The sequence below is a fragment of the Nitrobacter sp. Nb-311A genome (assembly GCF_000152905.1).
Classification (GTDB): Bacteria; Pseudomonadota; Alphaproteobacteria; order Rhizobiales; family Xanthobacteraceae; genus Nitrobacter.
In genome coordinates this window covers 164,376-181,828 of record NZ_CH672416.1, presented here as the reverse complement: position 1 = coordinate 181,828, position 17,453 = coordinate 164,376, and the positions used below count along the sequence as shown (strand labels likewise).

Below are 17,453 nucleotides of genomic sequence, written 5' to 3'. Positions count from 1 at the left end.
AACACCCGGTCGTCTCTGCAAGATCGGCTGGGTGACTTTATGCCGACTTAAAAATGTTATTAACAACAGATACTTGGAGAAGCGCGCGGTTCCTCGTAGTCCTATGCTGCAATGCAGATATGCGCTAAACGCAATGCAGGTATGACTTCAAAAAGCCTCCCCCCCATGATTTCAAGGCGCCGCGTTTTCTCGGCACGACATAAGAGCGGATTTCACCGTGAAGCGTGTGGGGAATAGGGAGGTGTCACAGGGGAGCATGTATGTTCCAGTTAGTTGCGTTGCGCTGGATGCCGCGTATTTTGGCACTAGCGATATGTTTCTTGGCTGTCGTTGCGGTTGCGATGCCGGCCTTGGCAAGACCTTACCACCGTGCGGGACACTACGCGCACGTTCATCATTATAAACACCATCATTACGTTCGCTGGCATTACCGGTATCGTTATCGCGGATACCGCCACACGCGGCGTACGCACGCGCGTGAGCGGAGGAATGCCAACGCCGCCCTCAGTCCGGCGACCGGCGGGGGCCTGGTCTCGAACATCGTCGCCGAAGCCCGCCGCTACATCGGAGGCAATCCGACGGGCCGTAGCCGGCTCTGGTGCGCGCGTTTCATGAACATGGTTCTGAAGCGCGCCGGGCACCGGGGGACGGGCTCCGACATGGCGCGTTCGTTCGCGCATTATGGTCGAAGGGTCTCCGGTCCGCAGGTCGGCGCCATCGCCGTCATGACTCGACGCGGCGGCGGTCACGTCGGTGTCGTCAGCGGCATCGATCGGCGGGGCAATCCCATTGTCGTATCGGGCAATCACGGCCGGCGCGTCGCGGAGTCGGTCTATCCGCGTAGCCGTGTCTACGCCTATGTGGTGCCTAACTGAAGCAGTTCGGCACGGACCATGTCCGTGCCGTTTTGCCTTTGCTCGAGGACATGCTTTGCTCGAAACGTCCTATTCCCGAAGCGTTTCGATCTTGTCTTCGATCCTGACAGTGCCGCCGGCGATGACTTCCGCATAGATTCCGCAGTCGCGGTGCCCCAGCGTTCGCGCCAGCGCGTTCGGAATGTCGAGATCGCGCGCTCCGGTCTCCGGGTCGACGTTGGTGGCCGTGCATCGAACAATCCGCTTGACCACTTTGAGCCTGACCTCTCCGATCGCGAGCGTGCGGTCGAGCAGGTCGAGTTCGCTCCAGGCCGGCCAGCCGCGGACGTACAGGTTGGCGCGGAAGCGTAGCGGGTGAACCGGCCGCCCCACCATTTGTTCGATCGCGGCGACGCTGCCGAGGTTGATGATCGAGACCACCTTCCTGGCGACGTCGGAAAAGCTGTGTCCGTTGCCGACCAGAACCTGAGGCGGTCCCTTCAGTTCGCGCGCGAAGTTGGCGGCGAAGAACCGCTCGACCGCGGCGCGGCCCTCGGCTGTTCCGAGGTCGGCGCGCACCACCTCCTCGCCGCCGGTTCGGACTGTCAGGATGCGGCTGGCGTCGTCATAGCGGCTGTCGAGCGTGGCGAGCCGCTCGTCGCGCATCAGCATCAGAAACCTGGACTTTGGAAAATACCGCGGTTCGTCAGGATCGAATCCGGTCGGACCATTCTCGATCGCATAGGTGCGGTCACCGGGAACAGTTTCGCCTGGGGAGAGGGCCGCGTGTCGCAGGGGTTCGGCGGACAGGCCTTTAACGGGATAACGGTAAATGGCGGCGACGGCCGCGTCGCAGATTTTGAACATAACTGCTGTTTATAGCGTTTTCGAGCGATGTGGATACCGGTTCGCGCGAAGGAAACGCGTCAGAACAACAATCCCAGTGGATTCCTGCGAGGCTTGCCATTGAGGCGAGCATCCAAGCGCCCCTTCATTTTCTGGGAGGCTATTCCTACATTCGTGACAGTCCGGATTGAACGATCCGGCGAGTCGACCGCTGCCGGTTGAGGAATGTCAATGCGGCCAGCATATGCAACGAGGATGCTGCTTCTGTGCTTTCGGGGCAGGTGCGGCAGGCCGGGGAGATTTCATGAACATTGAAAAACATACCGAGCGGGTGCGTGGCTTCATCCAGTCGGCGCAGTCGCTGGCGATGCGCGAAGGCCACCAGCAATTTACGCCGCTGCATATTCTAAAGGTGCTGCTCGACGACAGCGAAGGCTTGGCGGGAAGCCTGATCGACCGAGCGGGCGGCAATTCGCGCGCCATCCTGAAGGCGACCGAAGCCGCGCTCGACAAGATGCCCAAGGTGTCGGGCGCCGGCGCGGGGCAGATCTATCTGGCGCCGGCGACGGCGCGTGCATTCGAATCCGCGGAGCAGGCCGCGGAGAAGGCCGGCGACAGTTTCGTGACGGTGGAACGCCTGTTGCAGGCGTTGTCGCTCGACAAGGACAGTGACGCCGGCAAGCTGTTGAAGGACGGCGGGGTCACGCCGCAGACCCTCAACGCGGCGATCAATGCGCTGCGCAAAGGGCGGACCGCGGATAGCGCCACGGCGGAAAACGCCTATGACGCGCTGAAGAAATACGCCCGCGACCTGACCCAGGCGGCGCGCGACGGCAAGCTCGATCCGGTGATCGGCCGCGACGAGGAAATTCGCCGGACGATTCAGGTTTTGTCACGCCGCACCAAGAACAATCCCGTTCTGATCGGCGAGCCAGGCGTCGGCAAGACCGCGATTGCGGAAGGCCTGGCGCTGCGCATTGTCAACGGCGACGTGCCGGAAAGCCTTAAGGACAAAAAACTGCTTGCGCTCGATCTCGGGTCTCTGATCGCCGGCGCGAAGTATCGCGGCGAGTTCGAGGAGCGGCTGAAAGCGGTGTTGCAGGAAGTGACGTCCGCCGACGGCGGCTTCATCCTGTTCATCGACGAGATGCATACGCTGATCGGCGCCGGCAAGGCCGATGGCGCGATGGATGCGTCAAACCTGTTGAAACCCGCGCTGGCGCGCGGCGAACTGCATTGCGTCGGAGCGACCACGCTCGACGAGTATCGCAAGCATGTCGAAAAGGATGCGGCGCTGGCGCGGCGTTTTCAGCCGATCTTCGTATCCGAGCCGACGGTCGAGGATACCGTCTCGATCCTGCGCGGTCTCAAGGACAAGTATGAGCAGCATCACGGCGTCCGCATCGCCGACAGCGCGCTGGTCGCGGCCGCCACGCTCTCCCATCGTTATATCACCGACCGCTTCCTGCCCGACAAGGCGATCGATCTGGTGGATGAGGCGGCGGCGCGATTGAAGATGCAGGTCGATTCCAAACCGGAAGAACTCGACTCGCTCGACCGCGAGATCGTGCGGCTGAAGATCGAGCAGGAGGCGCTGAAGAAGGAGAACGACGCCGGCTCCAGAGCGCGTCTTGAAAATCTCGAGAAGGAACTGGCCGATCTGGAAAAGCGGTCGGCGGACCTGACCTCGCGCTGGAACGCCGAGAAAAACAAGCTGTCGGACGCCGCCAAGCTCAAGAGCGAGCTTGATCAGGCGCGGATCGAACTCGCCAACGCGCAACGTCGCGGCGAATATCAGATAGCCGGCGAGTTGGCCTATGGGCGGATTCCGGATCTCGAAAAGCGTCTGGAGAGCATCGAGGCCAGCGAAAGCAACACGATGATGAACGAGACCGTCACCGCGGACAACATCGCTCAGGTGGTGTCGCGCTGGACCGGCGTTCCCGTCGACAAGATGCTGGAGGGCGAGAAGGAAAAACTGCTGCGCATGGAGGAAAGCCTGGCGGCGCGTGTCGTTGGGCAGGGTGAAGCCGTGCGCGCGGTTGCGACAGCCGTGCGTCGTGCCCGCGCGGGCCTGCAGGACCCCAACCGTCCCATGGGTTCGTTCATGTTTTTGGGACCCACCGGCGTCGGCAAGACCGAACTGACCAAGGCGCTCGCCGCCTATCTGTTCGACGATGAGACGGCGATGGTCCGCATCGACATGTCCGAATACATGGAGAAGCACTCGGTGGCGCGGCTGATCGGGGCCCCTCCCGGCTATGTCGGTTACGACGAGGGCGGAGCGCTGACCGAAGCGGTGCGGCGGCGGCCCTATCAGGTCGTGCTGTTCGATGAGATCGAGAAAGCGCATCCCGATGTGTTCAATGTGCTGTTGCAGGTGCTCGACGACGGCCGCCTGACCGATGGACAGGGCCGCACGGTTGATTTCCGCAACACGCTGATCATCATGACGTCGAACCTCGGTTCGGAATTCCTGGTCAATCAGCCGGAAGGGGAAGACACTGGCGCGGTGCGCGAGCAGGTGATGGGGATGGTGCGCGCGCACTTCCGTCCCGAATTTCTCAACCGGGTCGATGAAATCATCCTGTTTCATCGGTTGCAGAAGAGCGAGATGGGCCGGATCGTGGACATCCAGTTCGCCCGGCTGCAAAGGCTGCTCGATGACCGCAAGATCGTGCTCGATCTCGATGCCGCCGCGCGCGACCTGCTGGCCGAGAGAGGCTGGGATCCCGCCTATGGCGCGCGGCCGCTCAAGCGCGTGATCCAGCGTAGCGTGCAAGATCCGCTGGCCGAAATGATCCTGGCGGGAGCCATACACGACGGCGATCATGTTGCGATTTCGGCCAAGGACGGCGTGCTCACATTCAATGGCGAGGCGCCACGGGCGGCCGATATCGAGCAGTTCGCGGTGCCGATACCCAGGCGCAAGCTGCACTGAGACACCTGGCCGATCCTCCCTGCATCGCGGGGAGGATTGGATTTCGCCATTGGCTGGTCCCGGTTTAGCCTCCTCGAACGGCTGGGGTTCGATGACGCCGATGACAGCGGAGGATATCGGACAGCGCCGGCGGCCAACGTCACGGATGCTTCCGGTGCAATTCTAAAAAAGACCGGGGGAGTGAAATAATCATTTCGTTCTGGCTGCTCAGGGAAGGGTATTATTTTTTATTCTCAATAACGCTTGTTTTCTTTGTCAAATCAGCCCTATTCAAGGGGCCGAATTGTCGAAACTGATGTGAAGTTACCGTTTCGTGCGGCGTCTCGCCCCGACCTGTGAAGTGTCAATCGCGGCGGCTGGCAGTTCGCTCCCGAGGTTTTGCTTGCGATGACAAAGTTGGAATTTCCAGGTTCAGCTCTCACGACGGATCAGTGGACGCAGGTCAACCAGCTTGCGACGTCTCTCAGTCATGAGCAGGCGATCTGGATCAGCGGCTATTTCGCAGGTCTCAGTCATCGGGCGCGGGCTAACGTCGCGTCAACTGACGTTGCGGAGCTCCCGCCTCCTTCGCAGAGCGGCCCCGCCGCCGCATCCGCAACGCGGCTCCTGACCGTCCTGTTCGGCAGCGAGACCGGAAACAGCAAAACCCTCGCCAAAGCGCTCGTCGACAACGCCGCCGCAAAGGGAATCCAGGCGCGTCTCGCCGATATGGCGGATTACAAGACGCGCGGTCTTAAGGACGAACAGGATTTGCTCGTCATCACCAGCACGCACGGCGAGGGCGATGCGCCGCAGACCGCTGTCGGGTTCTTCGAATTTCTGGAGAGCCGCAAAGCTCCCAAACTGCCGCAGCTGCGCTATGCGGTGCTGGCGCTGGGCGATTCGACCTACGAAAAATACTGCGAGGCGGGCAAGCGGATCGACCGGCGGCTCGAGGAATTGGGGGCGCAACGCCTGGCCGATCGCGTCGACTGCGATGTCGATTACGAGGATGCCGCGGACGCGTGGATTGCGGACGTTGTCGCCAACCTGGCTCCGACCGCGCAGGCATCTGTCTCTGCGCCGGCGACAACGGCGCGGAGCGATGCGCCGTTGTCCACGGCATTCGACAAGAAGCATCCGTTCCAGGCCGCCGTCATCGACAACATCGTGCTGACCGGGCGCGGATCGACCAAGGAAACCCGCCATATCGAACTGTCGCTGGCGGATTCGGGTTTGACCTATCAGCCGGGCGATGCGCTGGGTGTCGTGCCGCGTAACGATCCGTTGCTCGTAGCGGCCATGCTGGAAAAGCTGTCGCTGTCTGCCGATACCCCTGTTACTGTGAAGCAGGGCACAATAAGTCTCGGCGAAGCGCTGAGTGGGACGTTCGAGATTACGGCGCTCACGCCGCGCTTTCTCGATCATTGGGCCGAGATCACGGGCTCCGACGAACTACAGGCGTTGCGGGCGCCCGATCAGAAGGAGCCGCGCGCGGCCTTTCAGCACAACCATCATATTCTCGATGTCGTTAGCCGGTTTCCGGCGCCGGGCATCGACGCTGCACAATTCGTTGCAGGTCTTCGGCCGTTGCAGCCGCGGCTCTACTCGATTGCCTCGAGCCTTGCCGCCGCTCCGGACGAGGCGCATCTCACGGTCAGCACGGTGCGCTATACGCTGCACGACGTGCCGCGTACCGGCGTCGCATCCGGTTATCTCGCCGCGCGCACCGAGGCGGATGCTTCGATTCCGGTCTATATCCAGTCCAACGATCACTTCCATCTGCCGGACGATGATGATGTGCCGATCCTGATGATCGGCGCCGGAACCGGCGTCGCACCGTACCGCGCCTTCATGCAGGAGCGTGAAGCCCGCGGCGCGTCCGGACGCTCATGGTTGTTCTTCGGCGAACGCAATTTCCGCAGCGATTTCCTCTATCAGGTCGAGTGGCAGGACCTGATCAAGAATGGCGTGCTAAGCCGGCTCGATCTGGCGTTCTCGCGGGACGCCGCGCCCAAGACCTATGTGCAGGATCGTCTGCGCCGCCAGGGCCGTGATGTTTACGCGTGGCTCGAGGAGGGCGCGTACCTCTACGTCTGCGGCGATAGCGCCCACATGGCGCCTGATGTCCACGCGGCGTTGACTGATATCGTTGCCGAGCATGGCGGCCTCGATCGCGACGAGGCGGGTGCTTATCTCTCGGCGCTGCAGCGTGATCGCCGCTATCGGCTCGACGTTTATTGAGGCCAGTTTGGTGGACGCAAAGACACAACCCGATCGCAGCCGTGATGTCTCCCAACCGCTTGACAAGCTCGGGCCGGACGAAACGCTGAAGGCCAACAGCGACTATCTGCGCGGCACGATCAAGCAGAGTCTGGCCGACGAGATTACGTCGGCGGTGACGGCGAACGACGCCAAGCTGATGAAGTTCTTCGGCATCTATCAGCAGGACGACCGGGATATTCGCGACGAGCGCCGGCGTCAGAAACTGGAAGCGGCGTTCTCGTTCATGGCGCGCGTGCGGTTGCCGGGCGGCGTCTGCAGTCCGGGACAGTGGCTGAAACTCGACGAGCTTGCGCGCAACTACGCAGGCGACACGCTGCGGCTGACCACGCGGCAGACGTTCCAGTTTCATCGCGTCATGAAGCATGACCTGCGCAGCCTGATCCAGGGATTGCGCGATGTCCTTCTCGACACCAAGGCGGCCTGTGGCGACGACACCCGCGGGGTCATGAGCACCGTCAATCCTGACCTGTCGAAGCTGCACGCCGAGGTTTACGCGCTCGCCAAGCGCGCGAGCGACCATGCGGTTCACAGGACCGGCGCCTACAAGGAAATCTGGTACGGCGCCGAGCGCGAGGAAACCGACGGCCCCGAGGAGCCGTTCTACGGGCGCACCTATATGCCGCGGAAGTTCAAGATCGGATTCGCGATCCCGCCCAGCAACGATATCGATGTCTACGGCCAGGATCTTGGCTTCATCGCCATCGCGCCCCGCGGCAAGCTGATGGGTTTCAACGTCGCCATCGGAGGCGGCCTTGGCCGCACCGATCAGTCGCCGAAGACCTATCCGCGCCTGGCCAGCGTGATCGGCTATATCGACGCGGACAAGCTGTTTCCGACGATCGATGCGGTGATGTCGGTCCAGCGCGATTACGGCGACCGTCTCGACCGCTTGCACGCTCGTTTCAAATATACCATCGACGAAAAGGGACTCGACTGGATCAAGGGGGAAGTCGAGCGCCGTCTCGGCTTCGCTCTCAAGCCTGCGGAGCCCTATACCTTCACCTCGAACGGCGATCCGCTCGGCTGGGTCAAGGGCGAGGATGGCCGCGAGCATTGCGTCCTCTTCATTCAGAACGGCCGCGTGATCAACACGCCCGACCACCCGATGATGGACGGCCTGCGCGCCATTGCGCAGGTTCACAAAGGCATGTTCCGCGTCACGCCGAACCAGAATCTCATCATTGCCGATATCGAACCGAAGGATCGGCCCGAGATCGAGGCGCTGATGAAGGAATACGGCCTCGATCAATTCGAGACCCGCAGCGGCCTGCGCCTCAACTCGATGGCCTGCGTGGCGCTGCCGACATGCGGTCTGGCGATGGCCGAAAGCGAGCGTTACCTGCCGGATCTCGTCACCAAGATCGAGGCGATCCTCAACACTTATGGACTCAAGGACGATCCGATCACCATCCGGATGACGGGATGCCCGAATGGCTGCGCGCGTCCGTATATCGCCGAGATCGGACTCACCGGCCGCGCGCCTGGCAAATACAATCTCTATCTCGGCGGCGGCTTCCACGGCGAGCGGCTCAACAAGATGTATCTGGAGAATGTCGGCGAGCCTGCGATTCTCGAGGCGCTCGACAAGACCTTGGGCCACTATGCCCGCGATCGCAATCCCGGCGAACATTTCGGCGACTTCGCCATTCGCGCCGGGTATGTCGCGGAGGTGAAGGAAGGGCGATTCTTCAACGATTGAAGTCGGACCCTGCCGCTGATTCTTTCAAACCAGCCTTTGCTCGACGCGAGAAAAGATCGCGTTGCTTCCAATGTCGGCGCGGCCTTCTTGTCACCGTGCAACGTGAATTTGCGTCGGCGTCCCGTAATCGTTGTGTTTCGACGGAAGTCCTCTAAATATGTCGAAGCCCACGCGTTCGAGACATCCCGGACGGCATGGCGCGGCCTCCGCATTTTTATCGAAAGTCCACGAACATTATGTCCGAATCCATGAATCCGAGAACCGTCGCGGCCGCAAACGGCATCGCGGCGGAAGACACTTTCGGAGCGGTGACGCCGCCGATCTGTCTTTCAAGCACGTTTACCTGGCCTGGATTTGGGCATAAAGGCCCGCACGATTACACCCGCACCAGTAACCCTACCCGGACGCTGCTGGCGGATACCCTCGCCAAGCTCGAGGGCGGCGCGGGCGCGGTGGTCGTGTCCTCCGGCATGGCGGCGATCGATCTGGTGCTGTCGCAACTCTCACGCGACGACATCGTAATCGTGCCCCATGATTGTTACGGCGGCACTCACCGCCTGCTTCTGAACCGGCGCGACCGCGGCCACTTCAAGGTCGCCTTTGTTGATCAGAACGATCAGGCGGCGTTGGCGTCCGCCCTGAAAGACAAGCCCCGGCTCGTCCTGATCGAGACCCCGAGCAATCCCCTGATGCGCATCGTCGACATCCGGGCGATCGTCGCCCAGGCGAGAACGGTCGGCGCCAAGGTTGCTGTTGACAATACCTTCCTGTCGCCTGCGCTGCAGCGGCCGATCGCGCTGGGCGCCGATTTTGTCATTCATTCGACGACGAAATATCTCAACGGCCACTCGGACATGGTCGGTGGCGCGGTGATCTCGGCCGATGCCGCTGATGCCGAGGCCCTGGCGGCCTGGGCTAATATTGTCGGCACCACGGGCGCGCCGTTCGATTCCTTCCTGGCGCTTCGCGGGATCCGCACGCTGTTTCCGCGCGTGGAATGTCAGCAGCGTAATGCGCAAGCGGTTGCCGAGTTTCTCCTCTCACACCCCCTTGTCGCGGCCTGCCACTATCCTGGGCTACCCTCGCATCCGGGACATGCTGTCGCCAAAGCCCAACAATCGGGTTTTGGTGCGATGCTCAGCTTCGAGTTGAAAGGAGGCGAGGCGGAGGCTAGCCGCTTCGTCGCGGCCGTGCGGCTTTTCTGCTTCGCGGAATCGCTCGGGGGCACCGAGAGCCTCGTGGCTCATCCAGCGACGATGACGCATGTCGGAATGTCGGAGGAAGCGCGCAAGGCCGCCGGTATCACCGGCGGCCTCTTACGGCTTTCGATCGGCCTGGAGGATACCACTGATCTGATCGCCGATCTGGACCAGGCTCTTGCTGCAACCGATCGATCGGTTCGATCAAAAGCGAACGCCTGACGGGGGACGTCGGAGTTATCCGCGAGGCAAAAAATGCGGAGCCGGTTGGCTCCGCGGTAAATGATTTGAAAACACTATCGTCGTGCCGAATCCCGGCTGTTACGGACAGGGATGACGATAGCCGTCCGTGCCGAGATACGTTCCGGATCCCGGATCGTAGGAACGGAAACGCTGCGCGCAATAGGCCATGTTCTGTTGCGCAGCCGCGGCCGCATTGGCCTGACCGGCGGCAATCGCGCCGCCGATAATAGCGCCAGCCGCCAGGCCGCCGATCACGGCTCCGGCGCCCCCGCGATAGCCGTAGTAACCCGGGCCATAGCGATAATATCCGCGACGATAATACTGAACGGTCTCGATCGAAGACGGGCCAGCCTTGCTCATGTTGGACTGAGCCATGAGCGGTGCCGAGGTCGCCGGAACGGAAAACGTGAGTGCAACGGAGCCGGCGAGCAGTGCCGTCAATAGAATTTTCGATCGCATCATTCAAGTTCCTCAACGGTGGATAGTGGCCGAAGACATTTATTGAAGGCGTTTATTCAAAACGTCGCATGTTCATAGCGTCACAGACCGGCGAGGCGTCAGGTTGCCGCGCGGCCATACTTGATGCGACGATCATCGCATTGGTTAGTGCGCGATGGCCGCTTCACGGTTCATTTTCTTTAGTTCGATGATGACATAATAGCAAGCTGGCCTGTTTGAGCGGATTTCTCCGCGACGGATTGGTGCTGCCCGCGCGCCGCTCGGTATTGCATGCCGCGATGCTCATATCGAGGCCAATCTCATTGGATGTTCTTCGCGATGAAGCTGTCCTGCCTCGTGGCCGGATTAATCGTTCACCACAACGCTCAGCCGTTTTGCGGCGCGCGTGATGCCCGTGTAGAGCCACCGCGCGCGGCTGTCCTGAAATGCGAAGCTCTCGTCAAACAGAACGACGTCGTCCCATTGCGATCCTTGCGACTTGTGCACCGTCAGGACATAACCGTAGTCGAACTCGTCGTAAGGCTTACGCTGTTCCCACGGAATGTCCTCGATGCCTCCGGCGAAACAGTCCTGTCGCACCGAGACTTTCGTCACCTTGTGCGTAAATTCCTCATCGGGCGATAGACGCATCGTGATGATCTTCGACTTTGAGACCGCGCGCGACTTCACGCGCCACAAGCCGCCATTAAAGAGCGCCTTCTTGCGGTTGTTGCGCAGACAGACCAGCTTGTCGCCCGCCACCGGCAGCGGATCCTCGATGTTCTGCCTTTGCCGCATTCGCATGTTGTAGGAGCGACGGGTGTTGTTGCGCCCGACGAGCACCTGATCGGCATCCATCACGCGCGCCGGATCGAGCTCCCCGCGCGACACTACCTCGCTTTCGCCATAGCGGCCGATGTCGAGCCCTCGGCCCTCGCGTACGTCCATTGACATGCGCACGATCGGGTCATCCTGAGCCTGCCGATGAACCTCGGTCAGCATCGCGTCCGGTCCGACGTTGGTGAAAAAGCCGCCGCCCTGGATTGGCGGCAGTTGCGCGGGATCGCCCAGCACGAGCAGGGGACAGTCGAACGACATCAGATCGCGGCCCAACTCCGCGTCGACCATCGAGCACTCGTCGATCACGATAAGTTTGGCCTTCGAGGCGGGTGCATCGTCCCACAGCTCGAAACTCGGCTGCTCCTCGCCGGATTCGCGAGCGCGGTAGATCAGCGAATGAATCGTCGATGCGCCGTCGCAGCCTTTGTTGCGCATCACCAGCGCGGCCTTGCCGGTGAACGCTGCGAACTTGACCTCTCCATCGACGCCGTCGGCGATATGACGCGCCAGCGTGGTCTTGCCGGTCCCGGCATAGCCGAACAGGCGAAATATCGGAGGCGTGCCGTTCTTGCCGGGTTTGGCTTTGAGCCAATCGGCGACGGCTTTCAACGCTGTATCCTGATGCGGGGTGAAGGAGGCCATGATCTCAAAAAGTGAGGGAGCCGGCGAAATGATGCCGCGACTCAATCTTCGAAAGCTAGAGTATTCTCGTCTCTGATTGAATTGGAAGCGAGATCTGGATGGCCATTTTGACGCGTTTTCTTCACGCGAACCGGTGTTCACTTCGCTCGAAAACGCTATGACCATTCGCGGCGCGAGCGCAAGATGCATTGCCTTGCGGTGGATCGGGCTGTCAGGCCGTTGGTATGAATGCGCGGTGGTCGCTGTTACCGGCGGGCGTGATCGCGACACCCTCGTCGGCGTATTCGTTCAGCTTGTTGCGCAGGGTGCGGATCGAGATGCCGAGGATGTTGGCGGCATGGGTCCGGTTGCCGAGGCAGTGCTTCAGGGTTTCAAGGATCAGGTCGCGCTCGACGTTGGCGACCGTGCGGCCGACCAGCGCGCGCGTCACCTGCTCGGCGGCGAGCGTGGCGTGGGCCACGGCCGGCGGCGTTCTGGCGAGATCAAGACGGTCGCCCTCCGGCGTCAGGATCGCCTCGGCGCCGATTTCGTCGCCACTGGCCATCAGCACCGCGCGGTGGATGGTGTTTTCCAGCTCGCGGACATTACCCTGCCAGCGGTTGGCGGTCAGCACGCGCCGCGCGTCCGCCGAAATCGGGCGTGCCGGCACGCCGTTGGCCGCGGCGTATTTCCTGATGAAATGCTGCGCCAGTTCGAGAATGTCCGCAGGACGCTCGCGCAGCGGCGGTATCTTCAGGTTGACGACATTGAGGCGGAACAGCAGATCCTCGCGGAAGCTGCCCTGCCGCACGGCGTCCGCAAGGTTGCGGTTGGAGGTCGCGATGATGCGGATGTCCACAGGCACTGGCCGGGTGCCGCCGACCCTGTCGATGACGCGTTCCTGGATGGCGCGCAGCAGCTTGGACTGCAGCCGGACGTCCATTTCGGATATTTCGTCGAGCAATAGCGTGCCGCCGCTGGCTTCCTCAAATTTGCCAATCCGGCGCGCGACAGCCCCGGTGAACGCGCCTTTCTCATGGCCGAACAGTTCGGATTCCAGCAGATGCTCCGGGATCGCCGCGCAGTTGATCGAGATAAACGGCCGTTTGGCCCGGTTCGAGCGCGCGTGGACATGGCGCGCCAGCACCTCCTTGCCGGTCCCGGATTCGCCGGTGATCATGACCGACGCGTCGGAGCCTGCGATCTGCTGCGCCAGCTTGATGACCCTGGCCATCGCCTCGTCGCGATAGACGAGCTCGCGGGAATCGCTCGCCACCGCGGCGAGTATCGCGGCGATCAGTTCGGGGTCCGGCGGCAAGGGGATGTATTCCTTGGCCCCGGCGTGAATAGCCGCGACCGCGGCGCGCGCATCATTGACGATGCCGCAGGCCACGATCGGGACGTGGATGTGTTCCGCCTCGAGTCGGATGACGAGGTCGCGGATATCGAGACCGACATCCACCAGCAGGAGGTCGGCGCCCTTGCCGCCGCGAAGCACGGCCATTGCCTGCTCGTTACCGGCCGCATGGGTGACGGAGGCGCCATTGTCCATGGCGATCTTGGTGGCGGTCGTGAGCTGGCCTTTCAATGTGCCAACAATGAGAAGCCGCATCGATCTGCTCCTGTTATGCATCCTGCGCTCGAGGGCGCGGGCGGTCAGGCTTTCTCGGCCTTGATGATTTCGGTCATGGTCACACCGAGCTTGTCTTCCACAAGAACCACCTCGCCTCGCGCCACGAGTCGGTTATTGACATAGATATCGATGGCCTCACCGACGCGCCTGTCGAGTTCCAGAACGCTGCCGGGGCCGAGCTTGAGCAGCGCGCCGACGTCCATCCTGGAGCGGCCGAGCACGGCGGACACCTGGACCGGAACGTCGAACACGGCTTCGAGGTCGGAAGCGACCCGCGAGACCTGCTCGTCCTCGCTGTATCCGACATCGTCGATCGTCGGCGCATCGGCGGCGTTGAGGTCGGGAAGCGGAACCTGGGTGTCGTTATCGCTCATTGTTCGCTACCATGCCTTCAGGGAGTGCTGTTCGATTTGCGTGACGCCATGTAGCCTCGCACCAGTTCGTCGATGCTGGCGTCGATGGCCGCCCGCTCCAGCACGATCCCTCCGTCGGCCCATTCGATCTTGCAGTCGCCGGTTACGACATCGGGCTCGGCGAGGATAACGAGGCGTCCGGCGAACCCGGTCTGTTTGGCCATAGCTTCGATCTGATCGTGTGTCGCGTCGTAAAGTTGATCGTTGATCCGGACCACGAGATGCGGCGTCGACACCAGATGCCGGAAACTGTCGCGGACCAGCGCGATGATGTCCGCCGATGGCTCTGTTGCGATCAATGCGCTGCACAGCTTGCGCGCCGCCGCAACCGCGACATCGACCGCTTCGGTCTCCATTCGCGCCTCGATGCCCGCAAATCGTTCGGCAACCGTCTTGATGCCCGCGGCGATGCTCTCGATCGCCGCCGCCATTCGGCGATCGCTCTGCACCTTGGCTTCGCGTTGCGCGGCGTCGAAGCCCCTTTGATAGGCTGCGGACTCGGCGGCGGCGACCTGCTGCGCGATCTCAAGAGTCGTCGGCGCTCGCTCCTTCGACTTGTGCGGAAGCGAGAAGTCGGTATCGAACAGGAATTTTGCCGGAGCGCCCATCAGTAGACCAGTTCGTCGTCGGCGCGGTTTTTCGACAGCATGATTTCGCCCTTGGCCGCGAGATCCTTGGCGAGATTGACGAGCAACGCCTGCGCCTCATCGACGTCGCGCAGCCGCACCGGCCCGAGCGCCGCCATGTCTTCCATCAACATCTTGGCGGCGCGCGTTGACATGTTGCCCATGAAGAAGGCGCGAACCTCTTCGTTGGCGCTCTTCAGCGCAATGCCGAGCTTGTCCTTGTCGACGTGGCGCATCAGGGTCTGCGCCGAGCCCGCATCCAGCTTCACGAGGTCGTCGAAGGTGAACATCAGCGCCTTGATTCGCTCGGCGGCTTCTCGGTTGTCGTCTTCCAGCGCGGTGATGAAGCGGGTCTCCGTCTGGCGGTCGAAGTTGTTGAAGATTTCCGCCATCACTTCGTGGGCGTCGCGTCGACGGGTCTGCGACAGGTTGGACATGAATTCGCTGCGCAGCGTCTGCTCGACGCGCTCAATCACTTCCTTTTGCACCGCTTCCATCCTGAGCATGCGGCCGACGACATCGAACGCCATGTCCTCAGGCAGGATAGCCAGCACCCGCGCGGCATGCTCGGGCTTCAGCTTCGACAGCACCACTGCGATTGTTTGCGGATATTCGTTCTTGAGATAGTTCGCGAGAACTTCCTCCGGAACGTTTGACAGTTTCTCCCACATGTTGCGACCGGCAGGCCCCCGGATCTCATCCATGATTCCGGTCACTCGTTCGACGGGGAGATATTGATTCAGGAGGCGCTCCGTTGCGTCGAAATTACCCATCAGCGCGCCGGAGGCCGACATTCGCGAAACGAATTCGAGGAGCAGGTCTTCAACCACATCGGCCTCGACCGTGCCGAGGGTCGACATTGCCAGCGACAGATCGCGCACCTCGTCATCGTCCAGCATGGACCAGATTTTGGCGCCGTACTGTTCGCCCAGCGCCAACATCATCACCGCCGCCCGTTGCGGCCCGCTCATCGGCTTAGATTTGGGGCGGGCGCTTTGCCGGCTCGCGAGCGAGGCGACGACGCTGTTGATGTCGTTGGCGTTTGCGTTGGTGGTTTGCGGTACGGTCATGTCAGATTATGCGGGTTCGGCAAGCCATTGACGGATGATGGAAGCGGTTTCGGTCGGATTGCGCTCTGCCAGTTCGCCCACCCGATGCACCGACTGGGCGTGGACCTGTCCCTGCACCTGGGCAACGTCGATCAGTTGCGCGGTGGCGTTGCTGCCGGGGATGAGATTCTGCCCTGTCGCCGTTGGCTGAGCGTTGGCGTCGGCCGGGACCGGAAGTGCGGCGGCCGGCGGCACGCTGGCCGCGGCCGGCTCCGCGGCCAGGATGCGCTGGACCAGCGGGCGGATCACCATGAACACCACGACGAGGCCAAGCAGCGCCATGACGGCAAGTTCGACGAAGTACATCACGTCGTCCTTCGTCAATGCGATCATTCCCAGCAAGCCAGCCGGCTCAGCGAGCGGCACGATCGCGGGCGGTTCGGCGAATCTGAGGTTGACGACCTCGACCTGATCGCCGCGCTTCTGATCGAAACCGATAGCCGAGCGCACCAACGTTGCGATGCGGTCGAGTTGTTCCTTGCTGCGTTCCGTGTAGACCATCTGGCCCTTGTCATCCTTGGCATAGGTGCCGTCGACGAGAACGGCGACCGAAATGCGATTGACGCGGCCTGCCTCGGATACCTCGGTCTTGGTGGTGCGGGAAATCTCGTAGTTATTGGTTTCTTCGCTCTTCTTGCTCTGGTCGCGCGCCTGGTTTGGATTGTCCGATGGCTGATTGCCGGGCAGTTCATTGTTAACCGTGACCTGACCGTTGTTGTCGGCCGTTAGGGAGGATTCCTCGCGAGTCTGGCTGGATCGCAGCACTCGCCCTTCCGGATCGAATGTGTCCGATGTCTGGGTGATCTTGTTGTAATCGAAATCCGCGGAAAGCTGGACGCGGGCACGGCCGTTTCCAACCACCGACGATACGATTGCCTCGACCTGACTGCGCATGCGTTTTTCGAAGGCGGTGCGCCGCTCGTCTCCGGTCACGCCGTCGGCATCGGTCGTCGAGCCATCGGCAAGCAACTGGCCGGTTTCGTCCACGATGGAGACCCGCTGCGGCTTCAGTCCGTTGACGGCCGAGGCGACGAGATGGCGGATGGCGCGTATCTGCTGCGGTTCGAGGCCGCCGCGGACACGCACCACGATCGAAGCCGAAGGCTGGGGCGCTTCGCGGGTAAAGAGCGGCCGCTCAGGCAGCACCAGATGGACGCGGGCGTCCTGAATGCGGTCGATGGCGCGGATGGTGCGCGCGAGTTCGCCTTCCAGCGCGCGCAGACGATTGATATTCTGGACGAAGCTGGTGGTGCCGAGCGCGTCCGATTTGTCGAAAATCTCATAGCCGACGCCGCCGCCCTTGGGCAGCCCCGCCTCGGCGAGTTTCATCCGCAGCCGTGTCACCTTGTCCTTCGGCACCATGATCACGGCGCCGTCGTTGCGAAGCTCAAAGGGAATTGCCTGACGTTCGAGGTCCTTGATGATGCCGGAGGAGTCCTCGACGCTGAGATCGGTGAAGAGGGTCGTCATCTGCGGCGTCGTGACGCGCATAATGACGAACGCGAAAAACGCGATCAGCACGGTGGTGACCGCGACCATCGCCATCAGCCGGGATGCTCCCAGGCCTTTCAGAAATGCCAGCAGACCTTGCACGAACCAGCCCCTCGGACCCGGCCCTGGAAGGCCGGCTCGGCAAATATTGCCTATAGTATGGTTTCGATATGGTTAACGGCGGTTAAGACCCGTGACGAAATTGCAGAACAGCAAAAAACCGGCATTCGAACGA

Annotated in this window: 13 protein-coding genes; 5 read left to right on the top strand and 8 right to left on the bottom strand. The window is 61.9% G+C overall.

The window, feature by feature from the left end:
• Positions 1–260: 260 nt before the first annotated feature.
• Entirely contained in the window at positions 261–875 is a 615-nt protein-coding gene (locus NB311A_RS09935; RefSeq protein WP_040674702.1) for a TIGR02594 family protein, read from the top strand.
• Positions 876–944: 69 nt separating this feature from the next.
• Here the strand turns inward: NB311A_RS09935 and NB311A_RS09930 are convergent, their stop codons facing one another.
• A complete protein-coding gene (locus NB311A_RS09930) occupies positions 945–1,721 on the bottom strand; it encodes an MOSC domain-containing protein (RefSeq protein WP_009798402.1) in 777 nt (258 codons plus the stop codon).
• A gap of 283 nt (positions 1,722–2,004) precedes the next feature.
• Here NB311A_RS09930 and clpB point away from each other — a divergent pair, with 283 nt between their 5' ends.
• The 4 genes from clpB to metB all read left to right on the top strand — a co-directional run bounded on the left by clpB (position 2,005) and on the right by metB (position 10,026).
• Positions 2,005–4,641: an ATP-dependent chaperone ClpB gene (gene clpB / locus NB311A_RS09925; protein WP_009798401.1), complete on the top strand. Its 2,637-nt coding sequence runs from the start codon at positions 2,005–2,007 to the stop codon at positions 4,639–4,641.
• Between the two features lie 387 nt (positions 4,642–5,028).
• A complete protein-coding gene (locus tag NB311A_RS09920; RefSeq protein ID WP_009798400.1) occupies positions 5,029–6,864 on the top strand; it encodes an assimilatory sulfite reductase (NADPH) flavoprotein subunit in 1,836 nt (611 codons plus the stop codon).
• A gap of 10 nt (positions 6,865–6,874) precedes the next feature.
• Positions 6,875–8,605, top strand: a complete 1,731-nt coding sequence (locus tag NB311A_RS09915; RefSeq protein ID WP_040674839.1) for an NADPH-dependent assimilatory sulfite reductase hemoprotein subunit — start codon at positions 6,875–6,877, stop codon at positions 8,603–8,605.
• Positions 8,606–8,841: 236 nt separating this feature from the next.
• Entirely contained in the window at positions 8,842–10,026 is a 1,185-nt protein-coding gene (gene metB / locus NB311A_RS09910) for a cystathionine gamma-synthase (protein ID WP_040674699.1), read from the top strand.
• Between the two features lie 99 nt (positions 10,027–10,125).
• Here the strand turns inward: metB and NB311A_RS09905 are convergent, their stop codons facing one another.
• The 7 genes from NB311A_RS09905 to fliF all read right to left on the bottom strand — a co-directional run bounded on the left by NB311A_RS09905 (position 10,126) and on the right by fliF (position 17,320).
• Positions 10,126–10,509 carry a BA14K family protein gene (locus NB311A_RS09905; protein ID WP_009798397.1) on the bottom strand — a complete coding sequence of 128 codons (384 nt, stop codon included), beginning with the start codon at positions 10,507–10,509 and terminating at the stop codon, positions 10,126–10,128.
• Between the two features lie 342 nt (positions 10,510–10,851).
• Positions 10,852–11,967, bottom strand: coding sequence for an ATP-dependent RecD-like DNA helicase (locus NB311A_RS09900; protein ID WP_009798396.1), 1,116 nt, complete (start codon positions 11,965–11,967; stop codon positions 10,852–10,854).
• Positions 11,968–12,178: 211 nt separating this feature from the next.
• Positions 12,179–13,558: a sigma-54-dependent Fis family transcriptional regulator gene (locus tag NB311A_RS09895; RefSeq protein ID WP_009798395.1), complete on the bottom strand. Its 1,380-nt coding sequence runs from the start codon at positions 13,556–13,558 to the stop codon at positions 12,179–12,181.
• 44 nt (positions 13,559–13,602) lie between these two features.
• Positions 13,603–13,953: a flagellar motor switch protein FliN gene (gene fliN / locus NB311A_RS09890; protein ID WP_009798394.1), complete on the bottom strand. Its 351-nt coding sequence runs from the start codon at positions 13,951–13,953 to the stop codon at positions 13,603–13,605.
• A 17-nt stretch (positions 13,954–13,970) separates the two neighbouring features.
• On the bottom strand, positions 13,971–14,600 hold the full coding sequence (locus tag NB311A_RS09885) for a FliH/SctL family protein (RefSeq protein ID WP_009798393.1): 630 nt from the start codon (positions 14,598–14,600) through the stop codon (positions 13,971–13,973).
• Positions 14,600–15,688: a flagellar motor switch protein FliG gene (fliG, locus tag NB311A_RS09880; protein WP_009798392.1), complete on the bottom strand. Its 1,089-nt coding sequence runs from the start codon at positions 15,686–15,688 to the stop codon at positions 14,600–14,602. Before fliG ends, NB311A_RS09885 begins: the two co-directional genes overlap by 1 nt.
• Before the next feature lie 6 nt (positions 15,689–15,694).
• Complete coding sequence (gene fliF / locus NB311A_RS09875) at positions 15,695–17,320, bottom strand: flagellar basal-body MS-ring/collar protein FliF (RefSeq protein WP_009798391.1); 1,626 nt, start codon at positions 17,318–17,320, stop codon at positions 15,695–15,697.
• Between the last annotated feature and the right edge of the window lie 133 nt (positions 17,321–17,453).